Source organism: Novilysobacter viscosus (genome assembly GCF_046600715.1).
Lineage (GTDB): Bacteria > Pseudomonadota > Gammaproteobacteria > Xanthomonadales > Xanthomonadaceae > Lysobacter_C > Lysobacter_C viscosus.
Genome location: NZ_JBJMAV010000005.1, coordinates 73378 through 88770, shown reverse-complemented (window position 1 = coordinate 88770; position 15393 = coordinate 73378). Strand labels below are relative to the sequence as shown.

At 68.8% G+C, this 15393-nt stretch carries 12 protein-coding genes; 2 read left to right on the top strand and 10 right to left on the bottom strand.

What is annotated here, in order from left to right:
- Positions 1-85: 85 nt before the first annotated feature.
- The 5 genes from rodA to ACJQWL_RS09240 all read right to left on the bottom strand — a co-directional run bounded on the left by rodA (position 86) and on the right by ACJQWL_RS09240 (position 5793).
- A complete protein-coding gene (gene rodA / locus ACJQWL_RS09260) occupies positions 86-1198 on the bottom strand; it encodes a rod shape-determining protein RodA (RefSeq protein ID WP_330969781.1) in 1113 nt (370 codons plus the stop codon).
- Entirely contained in the window at positions 1195-3132 is a 1938-nt protein-coding gene (gene mrdA, locus ACJQWL_RS09255) for a penicillin-binding protein 2 (RefSeq protein WP_330969782.1), read from the bottom strand. The genes rodA and mrdA overlap by 4 nt, the downstream gene beginning before the upstream one ends.
- Before the next feature lie 3 nt (positions 3133-3135).
- Complete coding sequence (gene mreD, locus ACJQWL_RS09250; RefSeq protein ID WP_330969783.1) at positions 3136-3621, bottom strand: rod shape-determining protein MreD; 486 nt, start codon at positions 3619-3621, stop codon at positions 3136-3138.
- Entirely contained in the window at positions 3618-4595 is a 978-nt protein-coding gene (gene mreC / locus ACJQWL_RS09245) for a rod shape-determining protein MreC (protein ID WP_411300857.1), read from the bottom strand. The genes mreD and mreC overlap by 4 nt, the downstream gene beginning before the upstream one ends.
- Positions 4596-4746: 151 nt before the next feature.
- Positions 4747-5793, bottom strand: a complete 1047-nt coding sequence (locus tag ACJQWL_RS09240; protein ID WP_330969784.1) for a rod shape-determining protein — start codon at positions 5791-5793, stop codon at positions 4747-4749.
- Between the two features lie 282 nt (positions 5794-6075).
- On the opposite strand from ACJQWL_RS09240, the gene ACJQWL_RS09235 reads away from it, so the two are divergent.
- Complete coding sequence (locus ACJQWL_RS09235; RefSeq protein ID WP_330969785.1) at positions 6076-7008, top strand: carbohydrate kinase family protein; 933 nt, start codon at positions 6076-6078, stop codon at positions 7006-7008.
- 221 nt (positions 7009-7229) lie between these two features.
- Here ACJQWL_RS09235 and ACJQWL_RS09230 read toward each other — a convergent pair whose 3' ends face one another.
- The 5 genes from ACJQWL_RS09230 to ubiE form a co-directional block, all read right to left on the bottom strand.
- Positions 7230-8513 (bottom strand): XVIPCD domain-containing protein, encoded by a 1284-nt coding sequence (locus ACJQWL_RS09230; protein ID WP_330969786.1) that lies wholly within the window; start codon positions 8511-8513, stop codon positions 7230-7232.
- Positions 8510-8806, bottom strand: coding sequence for a hypothetical protein (locus ACJQWL_RS09225; protein WP_330969787.1), 297 nt, complete (start codon positions 8804-8806; stop codon positions 8510-8512). The genes ACJQWL_RS09230 and ACJQWL_RS09225 overlap by 4 nt, the downstream gene beginning before the upstream one ends.
- Positions 8807-9417: 611 nt before the next feature.
- Positions 9418-10149, bottom strand: a complete 732-nt coding sequence (locus tag ACJQWL_RS09220; RefSeq protein ID WP_330969788.1) for a hypothetical protein — start codon at positions 10147-10149, stop codon at positions 9418-9420.
- A 413-nt stretch (positions 10150-10562) separates the two neighbouring features.
- Complete coding sequence (locus ACJQWL_RS09215; protein ID WP_411300856.1) at positions 10563-12512, bottom strand: M1 family metallopeptidase; 1950 nt, start codon at positions 12510-12512, stop codon at positions 10563-10565.
- Positions 12513-12611: 99 nt separating this feature from the next.
- Positions 12612-13382 (bottom strand): bifunctional demethylmenaquinone methyltransferase/2-methoxy-6-polyprenyl-1,4-benzoquinol methylase UbiE, encoded by a 771-nt coding sequence (ubiE, locus tag ACJQWL_RS09210; RefSeq protein ID WP_330969217.1) that lies wholly within the window; start codon positions 13380-13382, stop codon positions 12612-12614.
- Between the two features lie 139 nt (positions 13383-13521).
- Between ubiE and ACJQWL_RS09205 the strand changes: the two genes are divergently transcribed.
- Entirely contained in the window at positions 13522-15207 is a 1686-nt protein-coding gene (locus ACJQWL_RS09205; RefSeq protein ID WP_330969216.1) for a GspE/PulE family protein, read from the top strand.
- Positions 15208-15393 lie beyond the last annotated feature (186 nt).

Below are 15393 nucleotides of genomic sequence, written 5' to 3'. Positions count from 1 at the left end.
TGTGTTCGTGTTCCAGCGCCGGCTATCGCGCCGGCAAGCGCAGGTCGATGGGCTCGCATGGAGCGGGAACTGGACGTCGCGTCGATCAGCGCGCGTGCACCGGGCGGTGCGCGCGCACCGCCATCACCACGCCCAGGCCCGCCAGCAGTGACACCGCCGAGGTGCCGCCATAGCTGAGCAGCGGCATCGGCACGCCCACCACCGGCAGCAGGCCGGCGATCATCCCCGCGTTCACGATCACGTACACGCTGAAAGCCAGGCCCAGCGCGCCGGCCAGCAGCCGTGAATAGCCCTCGCGCGCTTCGCTGGCGATCCACAGGCAGCGGCCCACCACGAACAGGTACAGCGAGAGCGTCGCGGCCACCCCGATCCAGCCGAACTCTTCGCTGAGCACGGCGAAGATGAAGTCGGTGGTGTGTTCGGGGATGTAGTTGAGGTGCGACTGGCTGCCCTCGCCCCAGCCCTTGCCGGACAGGCCGCCCCCGCCGATGGCGATCTTGGACTGGATGATGTTCCAGCCCGCGCCCAGCGGGTCGGACTCGGGGTTGAGGAAGGTCATGATCCGGTCCTTCTGGTACGGACGCAGCATCCAGAACCATGCCGCCGGCGCAACCGCAGCGACCCCGCCGATGGCGGCGGCGAACCACCACCAGGACAAGCCCGCCAGGTACAGCGCGAACGCACCGCTGGAGGCCACCAGCATGGCGGTGCCGAAGTCGGGCTGGAGCAGGATCAGGCCGGTGGGCGCGGCGATGATCGTGGCCGCGACCAGCACCGCCGGCACGCGCGGCGGCAACGCGCCCCGGTTCAGGTACCACGCCACCATCATCGGCAGGCTGAGCTTGAGCAGCTCGGCGGGCTGGAAATAGAACACGCCCAGGTTGAGCCAGTGCGCGCCATGGCGCCCGCTGCCCAGGAACAAAACCGCCACCAGGGGCAGCATCGACGCGGCGAACACCAGTGGCGTCCAGTTTCGCAACTGGGAGGGCGGCATCCGCGACAGCGCCCACATCGCCGCCAGGCCCACGCCGAAGCGTGCGCCCTGGGCCACCACCAGCGACTGCGACTCGCCCCCGGCGCTGTAGAGCACGGCCAGGCCGATCCCCATCAGCGCCAGCAGCGCGGCCAGCAACGGCCAGTCAAGGGTACGCAGCAGGCGCGCGGCAAGCTCGAACAGCCAGCGCAGGATGATGCTCATCGCGGCGGCTCCGGCGCGGCGGCCGGGGTCGTTCCGGGAGCCGCCTGCGACGCCGGCCCTGCCGGTCCGGGAGGCGGCAGAGGCTCGGGCGGCTCGGGCATCGTGCCCAGCAGCCATGCGTCGAATATCTTGCGGGCGATCGGCGCGGCCGTCGTGCCGCCGTAACCGCCGTGCTCGACCACCACCGCCACGGCGATGGTCGGGTTGTCGGCCGGTGCATAGCCCACGAACAGCGCCTGGTGCCGCAGGTGGTAGGGCAGCGCCTTGGGGTCCATGCTCACGTTGCCCTTGCGGCTGATCTTCTGCGCGGTGCCGGTCTTGCCAGCCATCCGGTACGGCGCGCCAATGGCCATCGCAGTGGCGGTACCACGGCCATGGATGGTGGCCTCCATGCCTTCCTGCACCGCACGCAGGTGCGCCGGGTTGGAGGTGATCATCTCCGGCTGCGGTCGCGGCAATGGCGTCCAGGGCTGGCCATAGCCGTCCCGGCGCGCCGATACCAGTCGCAACTCGCGCAGTCGGCCGTCATCGGCAATGGCCGCGGTGGCCCGCACCAACTGCAGCGCGGTCGCGATCCAGTAGCCCTGGCCGATCCCGGCAATGACCGTCTCCCCGGGGTACCAGGGCTCGGTGGTGCGGCTGCGCTTGTAGTCGGGCGAAGGCACCACGCCACTGTTCTCGCCGATCAGGTCGATGCCGGTCGGCTCGCCGAAGCCGTAGCGCTGCATGTACTCGGCGAACCGCGCGATGCCCATGTCGTAGGCGAGCTTGTAGTAGTAGTAGTTGACCGAGCGCGAGATCGACGAGCGCAGATCGGTCAGGCCCGCGCCGCGACCGGCGTCACGGTAGCCGCGGGCCTGCCCGGGGATGCGGAACTCGCCGGTGGAGAACACCGTCGACTGGGGGGTGAGCTGGCCGCTGTCCACGCCCGCCAGCGCGACCATCGGCTTGATGGTCGAGCCCGGCGGCCCGCCCCCGAGCACGTTCCGGTTGAACAGCGGGCGGGAGGGGTTATCCATCAAGGCGCGGTAATCGGTGTGCGAGATGCCGTTGACGAACAGGTTGGGGTCGTAGCTGGGCAGGCTGACCATCGCCAGCACCTCGCCGGTTCGCGGATCCACCGCGACCGCCGAACCTTCCAGCAGGCCGAAGGCGTTCACCATGGCCTGCTGCAGGTGGGCGTCGACGCTCAGCCGCAGGTCCGCGCCGGGTACAGCCGGGTCCCGGCCCACCTCGCCCATGGCCCGGCCATCCACGTTGGTTTCGATCTTGCGATAGCCGATCCGGCCGCGCAGCGCCTCCTCGTAGGCGCGCTCCAGCCCGGTCTTGCCCACGTGGCTAAGCGCAGTGTTGGCCTCGCCCAAGGTCTTGAGGTCCTCGGTGTCGACCCGCCCGACGTATCCGACCACGTGCGCGAAAAGATCGGCATGGGGATAGCGGCGGTTGAGGTAGGGCACCAGCTCGATGCCGGGGAAGCGCCAGCGATCGACCGCGAAACGTGCCGCTTCGGCCTCGCCCACGCGCAGCTTCAGCGTGATCGGCTGGAACCCGCGGGTCGCGCGGCGGTGGTCGTGGAAACTCTCGATGTCCTCGGGCGTCAGCTCCACCACCTGCTGCAGCCGCGGCAGCCACTCGTCCACCGGCCCGGCCTCTTCCGGCGTGACTTCCAGCCGGAAGGCCGGCACGTTGTCGGCCAGGATCCGGCCTTCCCGGTCCAGCACCAGTCCGCGCCCGGGCACCACCGGCTGCAGCTTGACCCGGTTGGCCTCGGCGCGACTGGCGTAGTCGTCGTGCTGCCAGACCTGCAGGCGGAAGTACCACAGCGCCAACCCGCCCATCGCCAGCACCACGCCGAGCATCGCCAAGGCGGCGCGCCGCCGGAACTGGTCGGCCTCGGCCGTGGCGTTCTTGAGGACGCGCCGACGCGGACCCACCGGTCAGCGCCCCCGCCCGCCGCCGTGCCTGAGCGCATCCAGCAGCATGAACACCGGCGGCCACAGCAGCATCCCCAGCACCGGCGACGCCCATGCAAGGTCCGGGTGTGGCGCGACCCCCAGGGTCAGGTGCAGGACGGTGGTCACGATGCGGTCGTTCAGCAGCAGGCCGCCCATGGCCAGCGCCTGCTGCGACATCGGGAAGAACCGCAGCCGCGCGCGGAAGCGCTGCAGGATGAAGGCCATCACCGCCAGCCGCAGCGCCTGCTCGCCCAGCAGGCTGCCGAAAGTGAGGTCGCCGACCAGGCCGACCAGGAACGCGAAGCCCAGGCCGTAACGGTCCGGATCCTCCAGCACCCAGTACGCCATCACCAGGGCCAGCCAGTAGGGCCGCAGCGGCTGCAGCATTTCCGGCAGCGGCAGCAGGCCCAGCAGCAGCGCGACCAGGACGCTGGCGGGCATGGTCCAGGGGCGACGGGAGCGCTTCATCGGCCCACCCCGTCGCCGGCCCGGAGCGTCGCCCCGGTCACTTCGTGGCCGGCCCCCTCGCCGGGCTGCCCTCCCGAAGGCGCCGGCGTGTCTGCCCCGGACGGCAACGGCGGTGCCGAAGGCAACGGCGCCGCGGGCGCACTGCGCAGCAGCAGCACGTCGCGCCCCCGGTCCAGCTGCGCGGCGGGAGTGACGTCACCGCTGAGGAACGCGCGGCTGTCGTCGGGACGCAGTTCCGCCACGGTCCCCACCGGGAAGCCCGCCGGGAAGCGCGATCCCAGGCCGGACGTCACCAGCAGGTCGCCGACCTTGATCTCGCTCGACAACGGGATGTTGGTCAGGCTCAGCATGTCGCTGCGGCCGTTGCCGTAGGCCATCAGCCGCACGCCGTTGCGGGCCACCGCCACCGGCACCACGTGCGAGGGATCGGTCAACAGCAGCACGGTGGCCTGGATCGGGCTGGCCTCGATCACCTGCCCCACCAGGCCGCCGGAATCGATCACGCTCTGGCCGACGCGCACACCGTCGCCGCGCCCGGCGTCCAGCACGAGTCGCTGGCGGGTCGGGTCCAGGTCGACATCAAGGATCGGCGCCAGCAGCACGTCCAGGTTGCCGCGCTGTTTCGCGCCCAGCAGCGCGCGCAGGCGCACGTTGTCGGCCGCGACCGCCTGCAGCCGTGCCAGCCGGGCGCTGTCGACCAGCAGCTGGTTGCGCAGGCGCGCGTTCTCCTCGGTGAGCTGGGCGAGCGTGCCGGCATCTTCGTAGAGCATGCCGGCCATCCGCGAGGGCCATCCGGCCACGGCGCGGATCGGCTGCACCACCAGGCTCGCCTGCTCGCGGGCCATGCGCAGCCAGCCGCCGCGGTGGTCGAGCACGATCAGCACGATCGCCAGCCCCAGGTACGCGAGCAGTCGCAGCGTGTCGGCGACTTCACCGGAGCGCGAGGACGTGGATGGGCCGGCGTAGGGAGGCATCAGGGGCCGGAAGGTGCGGGGATGCGGTCAGCGACCGGGGCGGCGAAGGCGCGTGCAGCAGGGCGGAAGCGGGAGCTGGAACGCGGGCGGCAACCGCCGGTCGGCCGCAAAGGACCTGGCCGGGGGTCGACTGCGCGCTGCCGCCGGATGTTCAATCCGGCGCGAAGAACTCGTTGCCGTGCATGTCCACCAGTTCCAGCGCGCGTCCGCCACCGCGTGCCACGCAGGTCAGCGGGTCGTCGGCCACCTGCACGTGCAGGCCGGTTTCCTCGCTGATCAGCCGGTCCAGGTCGCGCAGCAGCGCGCCGCCGCCGGTGAGCACGATGCCGCGCTCGGCCACGTCGGCGCACAGTTCGGGCGGGGTCTGCTCCAGCGCCAGCTTGACCGCGGTGACGATGCCGCTGAGCGGCTCGCGCAGCGCGTCCAGCACCTCGTTGGAGTTGATGCTGATCATCTTCGGCACGCCTTCGGCGAGGTTGCGGCCGGAGACCTCGATGCTGCGCGATTCTTCCTGCGGGTACGCACAGCCGATGTCGAGCTTGATGCGCTCGGCGGTCGCCTCGCCGATCAGGGTGCCGTAGGTGCGGCGCACGTAGGCGATGATCGATTCGTCGAAGCGGTCGCCGCCGATGCGCACGCTGGCCGAGTACACGATGCCGTTGAGCGCGATCACCGCGACCTCGGTGGTGCCGCCACCGATGTCCACGACCATCGACCCGCGCGCCTCGGTGACCGGCATGCCGGCGCCGATCGCGGCGGCCATGGGCTCTTCGATCAGGTAGACCTCGCGGGCGCCGGCTTCCTCGGCCGACTCCTTGATCGCGCGGCGCTCGACCTGGGTGCTGCCGCACGGCACGCACACCAGCACCCGCGGGCTGGGCCGCATGAACCGGCTCTTGTGCACCTTGCGGATGAAGTGCTTGAGCATTTCCTCGGTGTAGGTGAAGTCGGCGATCACGCCGTCCTTCATCGGCCGGATGGTGGTGATGTGCCCGGGCGTGCGGCCGAGCATCTGCTTGGCTTCCGCGCCCACCGCCGCGACCGAGCGGTTGCCGCCGACCACGCGGTCCTGGCGCACCGCGACCACGGACGGCTCGTTCAGCACGATCCCCTGGCCGCGGACATAGATGAGGGTGTTGGCCGTGCCCAGGTCGATGGACAGGTCGTTGGAGAACATGCCGCGGAACTTCTTGAACATCGGGGGTCTGGGGTCCTGTCGGCGCCGGTTGGCGGCCGTGTGAAGGGGTCGTGCAGGCGGTCCGGTAGCCTAGCAACGCCCCCCCGCCGCAGCAAGGAAAAACAGCGGTTTGCGGCGGGTTTGGGCGTTCAGGGTCAGGCTGTCGCACGGCAGTGCAGGACCCGAGCGTGACCCCGGTCACGGCTTCGCGGCTCGGCTGTCGTCTGGCCGCCGCCGCCGCCAGTCGCTACCCTACGCGCCCGCGCGGTGGACCCGCGCCGCGCTTTCACACAGGAATCGTCGATGTCTGCACTGATCTGCGGGTCGCTGGCCTACGACACCATCATGGTGTTCCCCGACCAGTTCAAGAACCACATCCTCCCGGACAAGGTGCACATCCTCAACGTGTCGTTCCTGGTCCCGCGCATGCGCCGCGAGTTCGGCGGGTGCGCGGGCAACATCGCCTACAACCTGAAACTGCTCGGCGGCGACCCGATCCCGATGGCGACGGTCGGCCAGGACTTCGGCCCGTATCGCGAATGGTTCGAAGAGCACGGCATCCGCATGGACCAGGTCAAGGTGATCGACGAGCTGTTCACCCCGCAGGCCTTCATCACCACCGACCACGACAACAACCAGATCACCGCTTTCCACCCGGGCGCAATGATGCGCTCCTACGAGAACCACGTGCGCGACGTGGCCGGCGTGACGTTCGGCATCGTCAGCCCGGACGGGCGCGACGGCATGCTGCAGAACGCGGTGGAGTTCGCCGAGGCCGGCATCCCCTTCATCTTCGACCCGGGCCAGGCGATGCCGCTGTTCAACGGCGCCGAGTTGCGCGCGTTCATCGAGCAGGCCGACTACGTCACCGTCAATGACTACGAGTCCAACCTGCTGCAGGAACGTACCGGCTGGAGCGAGAACGAGATCGTGCAGAGGGTGAAGGCCTACATCACCACCCGCGGCCCGCACGGCTCGCAGATCCATACCCGCGAGAAGACCTTCGACGTCCCGCCGGCCCACGAGCGCCGCATCACCGACCCGACGGGTTGCGGCGACGCGTTCCGGGCCGGCCTGATCTTCGGCATCGAGAAGGGGCACGATTGGATGACCATCGGCCGCATGGGCAACCTGATGGGCGCGCTGAAGGTCGAGCACCCCGGCACCCAGAACCAGCGCTTCGACTACGGCGAGTTCGCCGAACAGTTCAAGCAGCAGTTCGGGTACGCGCTGTAGGACAGGTTCAACCCGCTGCCGTGGCGCGCATCGCCGTGGACACCGCGCACGTCGTATCGCACCTGATTTCAAGCCGCCACCCCAGCGAAGGCGGGGATACAGGGACGTTCCAGCTGTCAAAGGCAACGCCACCGGTTTCCCTCCTTCGCGGGAATGGCGCGGCATTACCGGGTCGTTCGAGATCCCATCCCCTGCTGCCGGCGCCGGTCACATCAGGACGGTCACCCGATCGACAGCCGGCCCGGCGCGTGCGCCTGGTGGTCGAGCGTCTCGCGTTCCGACCGGTCCCGCGGCATGGACAGGTTCACATCGCGCGCCGTTGCATGCCGCTCCAACGCCGTCAGCGCCCGGTCCGCGTCCTCGACCGGCGTACGCACCGCACGCGCCATCTCCACGTTGGCCCGCCTGTGGGAGGGATCGCGCAGGTCGCCCTCGATGGCGAAGGCACGTGATCCGTCGGCAGTCAGGAATACATGGTCGACGCGTCTGATCGCATACCCATCCGCTGACGCCCCCGCGTTTGGTTCGCGGGGAAACGTCCTGCATGCCACCAGCAGGCTGCGGCTCACGCGTTCGCTGGACTCGTCGTAGGGCTTGCCGGCGCGTTCGTCGATAGCCGCGACGCCGGCGCGGATTTGCAGCAGCAGGTTGTGGTGGGGATGCCCGGCCTCGGTCGGCGAGCCCGATGCAGGAGAGCGTTGCGGCGCGCCCGAAATGGGCGCGACCGGTGAGAACGGCATGACCCGACCCTCGTACTCCTGCCGACGTATCGGATCGCCGGGGCCCGACGGTGCGTGTCCGGAGGGCTGATCGCCGCGCCCGTGGTCGTGCATGTGGCCAGGACGCACCCTCGGCGCCTCGTGCGACAACCGCTCCATGACCTCAGGCGTGAGTCGTCGCTCCCATCGCGCCACCGCCGCCATGCGCTCGGGCAAGTGGTTGTAGCCACCATTGATGTCGCGTGTGGCGGCACGGACATCCAGTTGGTGGCCACGCGGTACGACACGACTCTGCCAGTAATGGATGGCGATGTCCGCCGCGATTGAGCGGTCGGCAGCCAAGTCGGGATTGTCAACCAGGTCCAGGCCGAGCTCATGGCCGTCCCTGGTGTAGTTGTAGCGACCGGTCAGCTGTATGTACCCGCGGCCATGGAATCGCCAACCATCGCCGGGTTCGGTATTGCCGGAGGTGCCCGTGCGCCCCCATTCACCCCCGTAAATGGCATTGGCGACTGCGACAGGCCCAGCCACTGCGATTGCATTCGCCTGCTCAAGCGTGTTCAGGCCGTTGCGCCCCTTGAACATCTCAAGGAGCCGCTCACCGCGGTAGTTGAGGTTCTCTTCCAAGCTTCGAAAATCGCGGGATTCGACCTCCATCTGCCCCATGAAGGCGGCCAGCTCTTTCGGATCGTCAAGCCCAGCTTGATAGGCCCTCAGCAGAAGATAGTTCCGATTGTTTGGTTGTGGTGACATCGCCGCCTCCATGGCCAAGCGCTTCAGGGTCAATCGTGCCCCTCATCCCACGCGGGCAAATTGTCACCCGCGATTGCCTGATCCTCAGCCCATCCTTGGGTGAGCCGTGTTCGCGCCGCATGATCAACTTCAAAGAAGCTTTCGGGGTCGCATCGCGAAACACTACTTGGTTCCGGCTCGCCATCGGGAATCCACATGATCCCTTGATCGCCCGGCTCCCGGCGCATGTAATAGATCGAATAGAAGACGTGCTTTGCTCCCTCACGCGGAAACGAATACGAATGGCCAGACGTATTGCCCGCAAACCAGCGGTGCTGGCTGTACATCGGCTGCGTTCCACGCTGTGAATCGGACCAACTGAGGACAGTTTTTGGTCCGGGGACAGGACCGTACGTGTAGTGCCCGGCGTTCTTGTCGCGCTCAGTGGATATGCAGATTGAGACAACGTCCTCCGTCCCGGCAATGCGGCACGAGATCAGTACCGACTCGTCAACGGCGCAGTGGGATGGGCGACTGTCCGTCGGGTGTGACGGAGAACGGTGCCGCCCGGAGTCTGGGGCAGGGACGTCGGTCAATGGCGCGTTTGCAGGGACCGGAGCCGTGTCGGCCAACAGCGGGTCCTGCGAACATGCTGAAAGCGCTAGCGCCACGGGCAGCACCGGGAAGCGAACGACGTGGAAAGGCGTCCGCCGGTACCTGGTGCTTGGCTGTGCGTGACCCGTGGCTTCATTCCTTCGATTCATCGGCATCCTCCATTGATGCGCCTGCAGACCAGGGCAGCATGGTAGCCGATGATCGACGACGCGGCCGCCGCTCCTTGCCGTAGGAAAAAACTTGCCGACGCCACGAAGCGCGGCCACACGAAGCGCGGCCAATGGAGACTGCGCGGAAGGATGTCCGGGTTTTCGGGAGAGCGGGCCTAAACCTGTCCTGCGCTTCACTCCCAGCCCGGCATGCGCATCGAATCCAGCCCGCCCACCTCGAACAAGGCGGTGCGCGTGCCGCCGGCTTTCACCGGGAACTCGATGGCAACGGTCGCCGCACCATTGGCGATGCGCCACAGCGCCGCTTCGTCGTCGATGAACATGGCGATGGCCTCGTCGGTCTTCGGGCGGCTGGCCGCCATCGCCCGCGGCTGCGCATCGTCGACAGTGACCTGCACGCGGCAACCGCCGTAGCAGTCGAAGTCGCCGGTTTCCAGCACCAGGTAACTGCTTCGACCCCAATCGGGGTGGTCGCGGAAGATCAGGCGCACCGGTCGCTCGCCGCTGCCGTCCACGTCCACCCGGTCCCTGGCATAGATCGCCGCCGAGCGCTGCTCGCCGCCGTCGACCGGCTGGGTCTGGTAGATCCACAGTGACTGCAGGCGCCGGTCCTCGCGCTCCTGCTTGGCATCGGCGGTCGCTTGCTGGTGGCGCTCGCGGATGCGATCGGCGGCCGCGCTGCCGGGGTGCTCGGCCAGCAGCACGTCGCCATGGGCGCGCGCCATTGCCCAGTTCTTTTCAGCGAAGGCGGCCTCGAACTGGTCGGCCATCGCATCGGCGTCGGCTTCTGCCGCCTGGATGCGGGCGGCTTCGGCCTGCGCGGGGTCGGTGGCCGGCTGGCAGGCGGCCAGTGCGATTGCCGAGGCCAGCAATGCGGCGCGAAGGGGAATGGCGGATCTGTTCATGGCGTTTCCTCGGCGGAGGGGTGCGCCATTGTCCATGGCGGGGCGAATGTCGGGGTGTAGGCACGGCACGTCCGCCGGCAGCCCCCATGTAGGAGCGACGTCGGTCGCGATCCGTGGTGGCCGAAGATTCGTGGGCCATGTCTGGCGGTGCCGTAGCAAGGCGAATGCGAAGCACGCACCGGGCAGAGGCGGCGATCGCGGCTGAAGCCGCTCCTGCAGGGTCGGTACCGGATCGTTGGGCAGGGCCGGTCTGGCGGGGTACGGTCGCGACTCACGTCGCTCCTACAGATGAAGTAGAAGCACGCGTCGCGGGTGCGATCGCGACTGGAGCCGCTCCTGCAGGGCGCTCCAACCGCGGAAACGACGCGACCGCCCGAAGGCGGCCGCGTGTAGTGCTGCCGGTGGTTGATGGGTCAGTCCGCCGGCGTGGCGACGGTGTCGTCACCCTTGGCCTTGGCGATCACCGCATCGACCGAACCGGTGGTGATCGGGTGGTAGCCAGGACGCGCCTGGGCCAGCACGTCCTCGGCAAGTGCCAGGCCTTCGGGTGTGGCCGCGAGCGCCTCGTACGTCGGCATGATCAGCTTGCGGCGACCCACGCGCTTGAGGAACACGGCAATCGCCGCGTCTGCCTCGCCGTAGCCGCTGCGCACCGCCAGCGGATACCAGCGCTGGGCGACTTCGCCATTGGCGGTGCCGGTGAAGGCGTAAGCCGCATCAAGCGCGGCCAGCTGCGCGGTCGACAGCGTGTCAGGCAGCCCTTCGACGAAGTGCACCCATTCCTGCGTCGTCCACGCCTCGGTGGCCGACTTGGCGGGCAGTTCGCCGCCGTCGAGCCAGGCCTTGCGGGCGGCATCGACCGCGTCCAGCCGCGGCGAAGCGACTTCAGGCGCGGACTCGGGGATGCCGGGCTCGTATATCCACTGCTCCAGCTCCGCCCGGGTCACCTTGCCGGGGTACTTGGCCAGCAGGTTCTCGCTGGCGTATTCGATGAAGGTGTTGCTGTCGATGCCCTGGAAGGCGAAGTGGTCGAAGTACTGGCGCAGGAACGCGTCGAACTCGGCGCGGCCGAAGCGATCCTCCAGGAACGACAGGAACCACGCACCCTTGTCGTAGGCCACGTCGCCCATCGGCGCGTCGACCGCCGGCTCCACGCCCGGGCGGATCGCCAGCGACTGGGCCTCGTCCGACATCTCGCCGATGCCCTCGCGAAGCGCGTTGCGGGCGATGACCGTCTCCATGTCGGCGCGCTCCTTGCCGTAGAGCTCTTCGACGATACGACCCTCGACGTAACTGGTGACACCCTCGTTGAGCCAGCCGTGGTTGGCCGTGGCGAAGGTCACCAGGTTGCCCGACCAGCTGTGCGCGAGCTCGTGCGCGATCAGCGACACCAGCGACTTGTCGCCCACGATCACGGTCGGGGTGATGAAGCTCAGGCGCGGGTTTTCCATGCCGCCGTAAGGGAATGACGGCGGCAGCACCAGCATGTCGTAGCGCTCCCAGCGGTACGGTCCATACAGCGCTTCGGTCACGTCGATCATCTTCTCGGTATCGGCGAACTCCTCGGCGGCCTTGGCGACCATGGACGGCTCGGCCCACACCCCACTGCGCTCGCCGATCGGCTCGAACACCAGGTCACCGGCGGCGATCGCCAGCAGGTAGGACGGAATCGGCTGCGGCATCTTGAAGGTGTAGTCGCCGTCGCGCTCGGCCTGCGGGTCGTTGTCGGCGCTCATCAGCACCATCACGTCCTTCGGGCTGGTCACGTGCGCGGTGTAGGTGAAGCGCACCTGCGGGGTGTCCTGCAGCGGCACCCACGAACGCGCGTGGATCTGCTGCGACTGGCTGAACATGAAGGGCTGCTCGCCGCCGGCGGTCATTGCCGGGGTGAGCCACTGCAGCCCGGAGGCCTCCGGTGCGGTGCGGTACGTCACCCGGATGCGCTCGCTGCGCTGGGGGGCTTCGATCACCAGCTTGCTGCCCAGCGGCGGCTGCGCCTGGGCCATGTCGAACGCAAGGTCGACCCATTTGCCGTCCTCGCGCTCGCCCACCACCTTCTCGATGGTGAGGTCGCGGGTATCCAGCACCAGTTGCGTGGCCTGCGGATCGACCCAGTCGAGCGTGTAGGTCGCGCTGCCGCCCAGCTGGCGGTTGTCGAAATCCACCGCCAGTTCAAGCGCGAGGTCCTCGATGCGGACCTTGCCCGGTTCGGCGTAGGAGTGCTGGTCGAAGTGTGCGGTGGACTGCGCGGCCGGTTCGCCTCCCGTGGGGGTGGCGCCGCCGGCCGCGGGCGCGGCGTCGCGCGAGCAGCCGGCGAGCACGGTGGCGCCGGCCAGGCACAGGGTCAGGATCGATGAACGCATGTGGAGCCCACGGTTTCGAGTGAGCGGCCGAGTGTAGCGGACCCCCGGTGGAGGGCGGATGGGGGTGGCGGCAATGACCGGCCCGCGCGCCGGCCCGGGTCAGGCCTTGTAGCCGGTATGGATGGCGACGATGCCCGCCGACAGGTTGCGGTAGTCGCAGCGCGCGAAGCCGGCTTCTTCCATCATCCCGCGCAGCTCGGCCTGCGGCGGGTGCTTGCGGATGCTCTCGGCCAGGTACTGGTAGCTGTCGGCGTCATTGGCGAACAGCTTGCCCAGCCGGGGCAGCACGCTGAAGGAATGGAAGTCGTAGACGGGCTTGAACCACGCCGCGGTCACCTCGGAAAACTCCAGCACCCGCGCCTGCCCGCCCACCTTGAGCACGCGGAGCATCTCGCGCAGCGCGGCATCCTTGTCGGTGACGTTGCGCAGGCCGAAGGCGATGGTGACCAGGTCGAAACTGGCATCCGGGAACGGCAATGCCTCGGCGTTGCACTGCACGTACTCGAACCCGGCCACGCGACCGCCGTCGACCATCCGGTCGCGTCCCACCCGCAGCATGTCGCCGTTGATGTCGCCCAGCACGATCCGCCCGGCGTCGCCGACGCGATCGGCGAGCAGGCGCGCGACGTCGCCGGTGCCGCCGGCCAGGTCGAGCACGCTGTCGCCCCGGCGCACCTGCGCGGTACCCGTGAAGTAGCGCTTCCAGGCCCGGTGCACGCCCAGCGACATGAGGTCGTTCATCAGGTCGTAGTTGCGCGCGACCGAGGTGAACACCTGGCCGACCAGCTTCTGCTTCTCGCCGGTGGGCACGTCGCGGAAACCGAAGTGGGTGGTGCCGGGCTCGCCGGCGCGCGGGTCTTGGTCGGTCATGGGGGGAGTATCGCATCGACGGCGTCGATGCCGGCCGCGGCGTCAGTCCGATACGTCCACCGCCGAGTGCAGGGATTGACCCGAATCAAGCGCCAGTCGCCTTTCCGGACGAATAATCGGGCATCGCCCGGGGAAGACCATGGCCGCCAGCACTCCGTTCTCGCCTCCGTCGGTGATCCGCGACGACTCGGAACTCGACGAGTACCTCGCCACGTATCCACGGCAGATGTTCGCGTCCCGCGGTGAGGCCAGGGGCCTGGACCTGGCAGCGTGGAAGGCGCTGGGCGACGATGCCGACGAAGACAGCTACGCCACCGCGCAACGGCTAGGGTTGCCGCTGGTGCGACTGGGGGGCCTGAACCCCGATCCCGCCGCCCTGGCGCTGATCGCGCCGGAGGTGGCGCGGGCACTGCGCGCGGTGGCCCTGCGCACGCGCCAGGGCATGGTCGCGGTCGCCCTGGAGCATCCCGGGGCTGCCAACGTCCAGGCGATGCTCGACTTCCTGAGCCGGGAGCGGATCATCCCGCTGGTCGCCACCGCACGCGACATCCGCGAGGCCATTTCCCGCCACTATGACCGCGCCGAGGACCTGGATGTCGTCCGCCAGCTGGGCATGGACCTGGCCACGGCTGGTGACGACGTCAGCGAGGAAAGCGCCCAGCGTTTGGCCCGCCGGAAGCCGGTGGTGCGCATCGTCAGTGGATTGATCGCCGGGGCGGTGGCGCGGCGTGCCTCGGACATCCACCTGCGACCCGGCGAGAACGGCACCGACGTGCTCTACCGGATCGACGACGAGATGGTGCCCGTGCGCCACCTGATCAAGGCGCTGCACACCCCGGTGGTCTCGCGCATCAAGGTGCTCGGGGCGATGAACCTGGCCGAGCACCGGCGCCCGCAGGATGGCCGCACGACGTTCGTGCTGGAGGACGGGCGCAAGGTCGACCTGCGTATCTCGGTCCTGCCGGCGGTGTTCGGCGAGAGCGTGGTGGTGCGCCTGCTGGACACCAACGAGAGTCTCTGGAGCCTGGACCAGCTGGGCCTGACGCCCGAAGACCGCCAGCGCGTCGATGACGTCATGCAGCGCAGCCATGGCATGTTCCTGACCACCGGCCCGACCGGGTGCGGCAAGTCGACCACGCTGTACGCGATGCTGATGGAGTTGCGCAAGCAGCGCATCAACGTGCTCACGATCGAGGACCCGGTCGAGTTCCACATCGAGGATATCCAGCAGATGCAGGTGAACCGCGCTGCCGGTTTCACCTTCGCCACGGCGATGCGCAATTTCCTGCGCCACGACCCCGACGTGATCATGGTCGGCGAGATCCGCGACCGGGAGACGGCCGACATCGCGGTCGAAAGCGCGCTGACCGGCCACCTCATGCTGAGCACGCTGCATACCAACACCGCCGCGACCACGGTGACCCGGCTGCTCGACCTGGGGGTGGAGGCCTACCTGCTGCGCGCCTCGCTGCTGGCGGTGATGTCGCAGCGGCTGGTGCGGCTGACCTGCACGCATTGCCGCCAGGTCGAGCCGGTCGACGCACACGCGCGCGAGGTGCTCGGCGTCGGCGCGGAGGAAGTCTTCCATATCGGCCCCGGCTGCAGCCGCTGCGACGGACTGGGCGTTTACAAGCGCCAGGCGGTGTACGAGCTGATGGTCATGACGCCACGCCTGCAGGCATTGGTGGTGCCCGGTGCCGAGGCCGACCGGATCCACGCGGCGGCCATCGAGGAGGGGATGGTGCCGTTGACGCAGGCGGCGGTGCGCCTCGCGCGCTCCGGTGCGATTTCACTGGCCGAGGCGTGGCGGGTGCGCGCGGATTAGCTGGAGGCCAATGAACCCATGCGAGCTTCGCGGCCGGGCTGCCGTCGGCGCAGGAGCGTTTCGAGATCGCGCGGCGCGCGCGGTGGCCATGGTCGAACCCGGGCCGTAGCCAGGAAACTAGCGCTTCCACCCTTCATGGCGCGCCACGACCCGTCGCGCCGTCCAAAAAAAAAGCAGGGCCCGCAA

Bases quoted from the DNA above. Each gene is read 5' to 3' on its own strand.
- rodA (WP_330969781.1), bottom strand. From the start codon at position 1,198: ATGAGCATCATCCTGCGCTGGCTGTTCGAGCTTGCCGCGCGCCTGCTG.
- mreD (WP_330969783.1), bottom strand. From the start codon at position 3,621: ATGAAGCGCTCCCGTCGCCCCTGGACCATGCCCGCCAGCGTCCTGGTC.
- mreC (WP_411300857.1), bottom strand. From the start codon at position 4,595: ATGCCTCCCTACGCCGGCCCATCCACGTCCTCGCGCTCCGGTGAAGTC.
- ACJQWL_RS09240 (WP_330969784.1), bottom strand. From the start codon at position 5,793: ATGTTCAAGAAGTTCCGCGGCATGTTCTCCAACGACCTGTCCATCGAC.
- ACJQWL_RS09235 (WP_330969785.1), top strand. From the start codon at position 6,076: ATGTCTGCACTGATCTGCGGGTCGCTGGCCTACGACACCATCATGGTG.
- ACJQWL_RS09225 (WP_330969787.1), bottom strand. From the start codon at position 8,806: ATGTACAGCCAGCACCGCTGGTTTGCGGGCAATACGTCTGGCCATTCG.
- ACJQWL_RS09220 (WP_330969788.1), bottom strand. From the start codon at position 10,149: ATGAACAGATCCGCCATTCCCCTTCGCGCCGCATTGCTGGCCTCGGCA.
- ACJQWL_RS09215 (WP_411300856.1), bottom strand. From the start codon at position 12,512: ATGCGTTCATCGATCCTGACCCTGTGCCTGGCCGGCGCCACCGTGCTC.
- ubiE (WP_330969217.1), bottom strand. From the start codon at position 13,382: ATGACCGACCAAGACCCGCGCGCCGGCGAGCCCGGCACCACCCACTTC.
- ACJQWL_RS09205 (WP_330969216.1), top strand. From the start codon at position 13,522: ATGGCCGCCAGCACTCCGTTCTCGCCTCCGTCGGTGATCCGCGACGAC.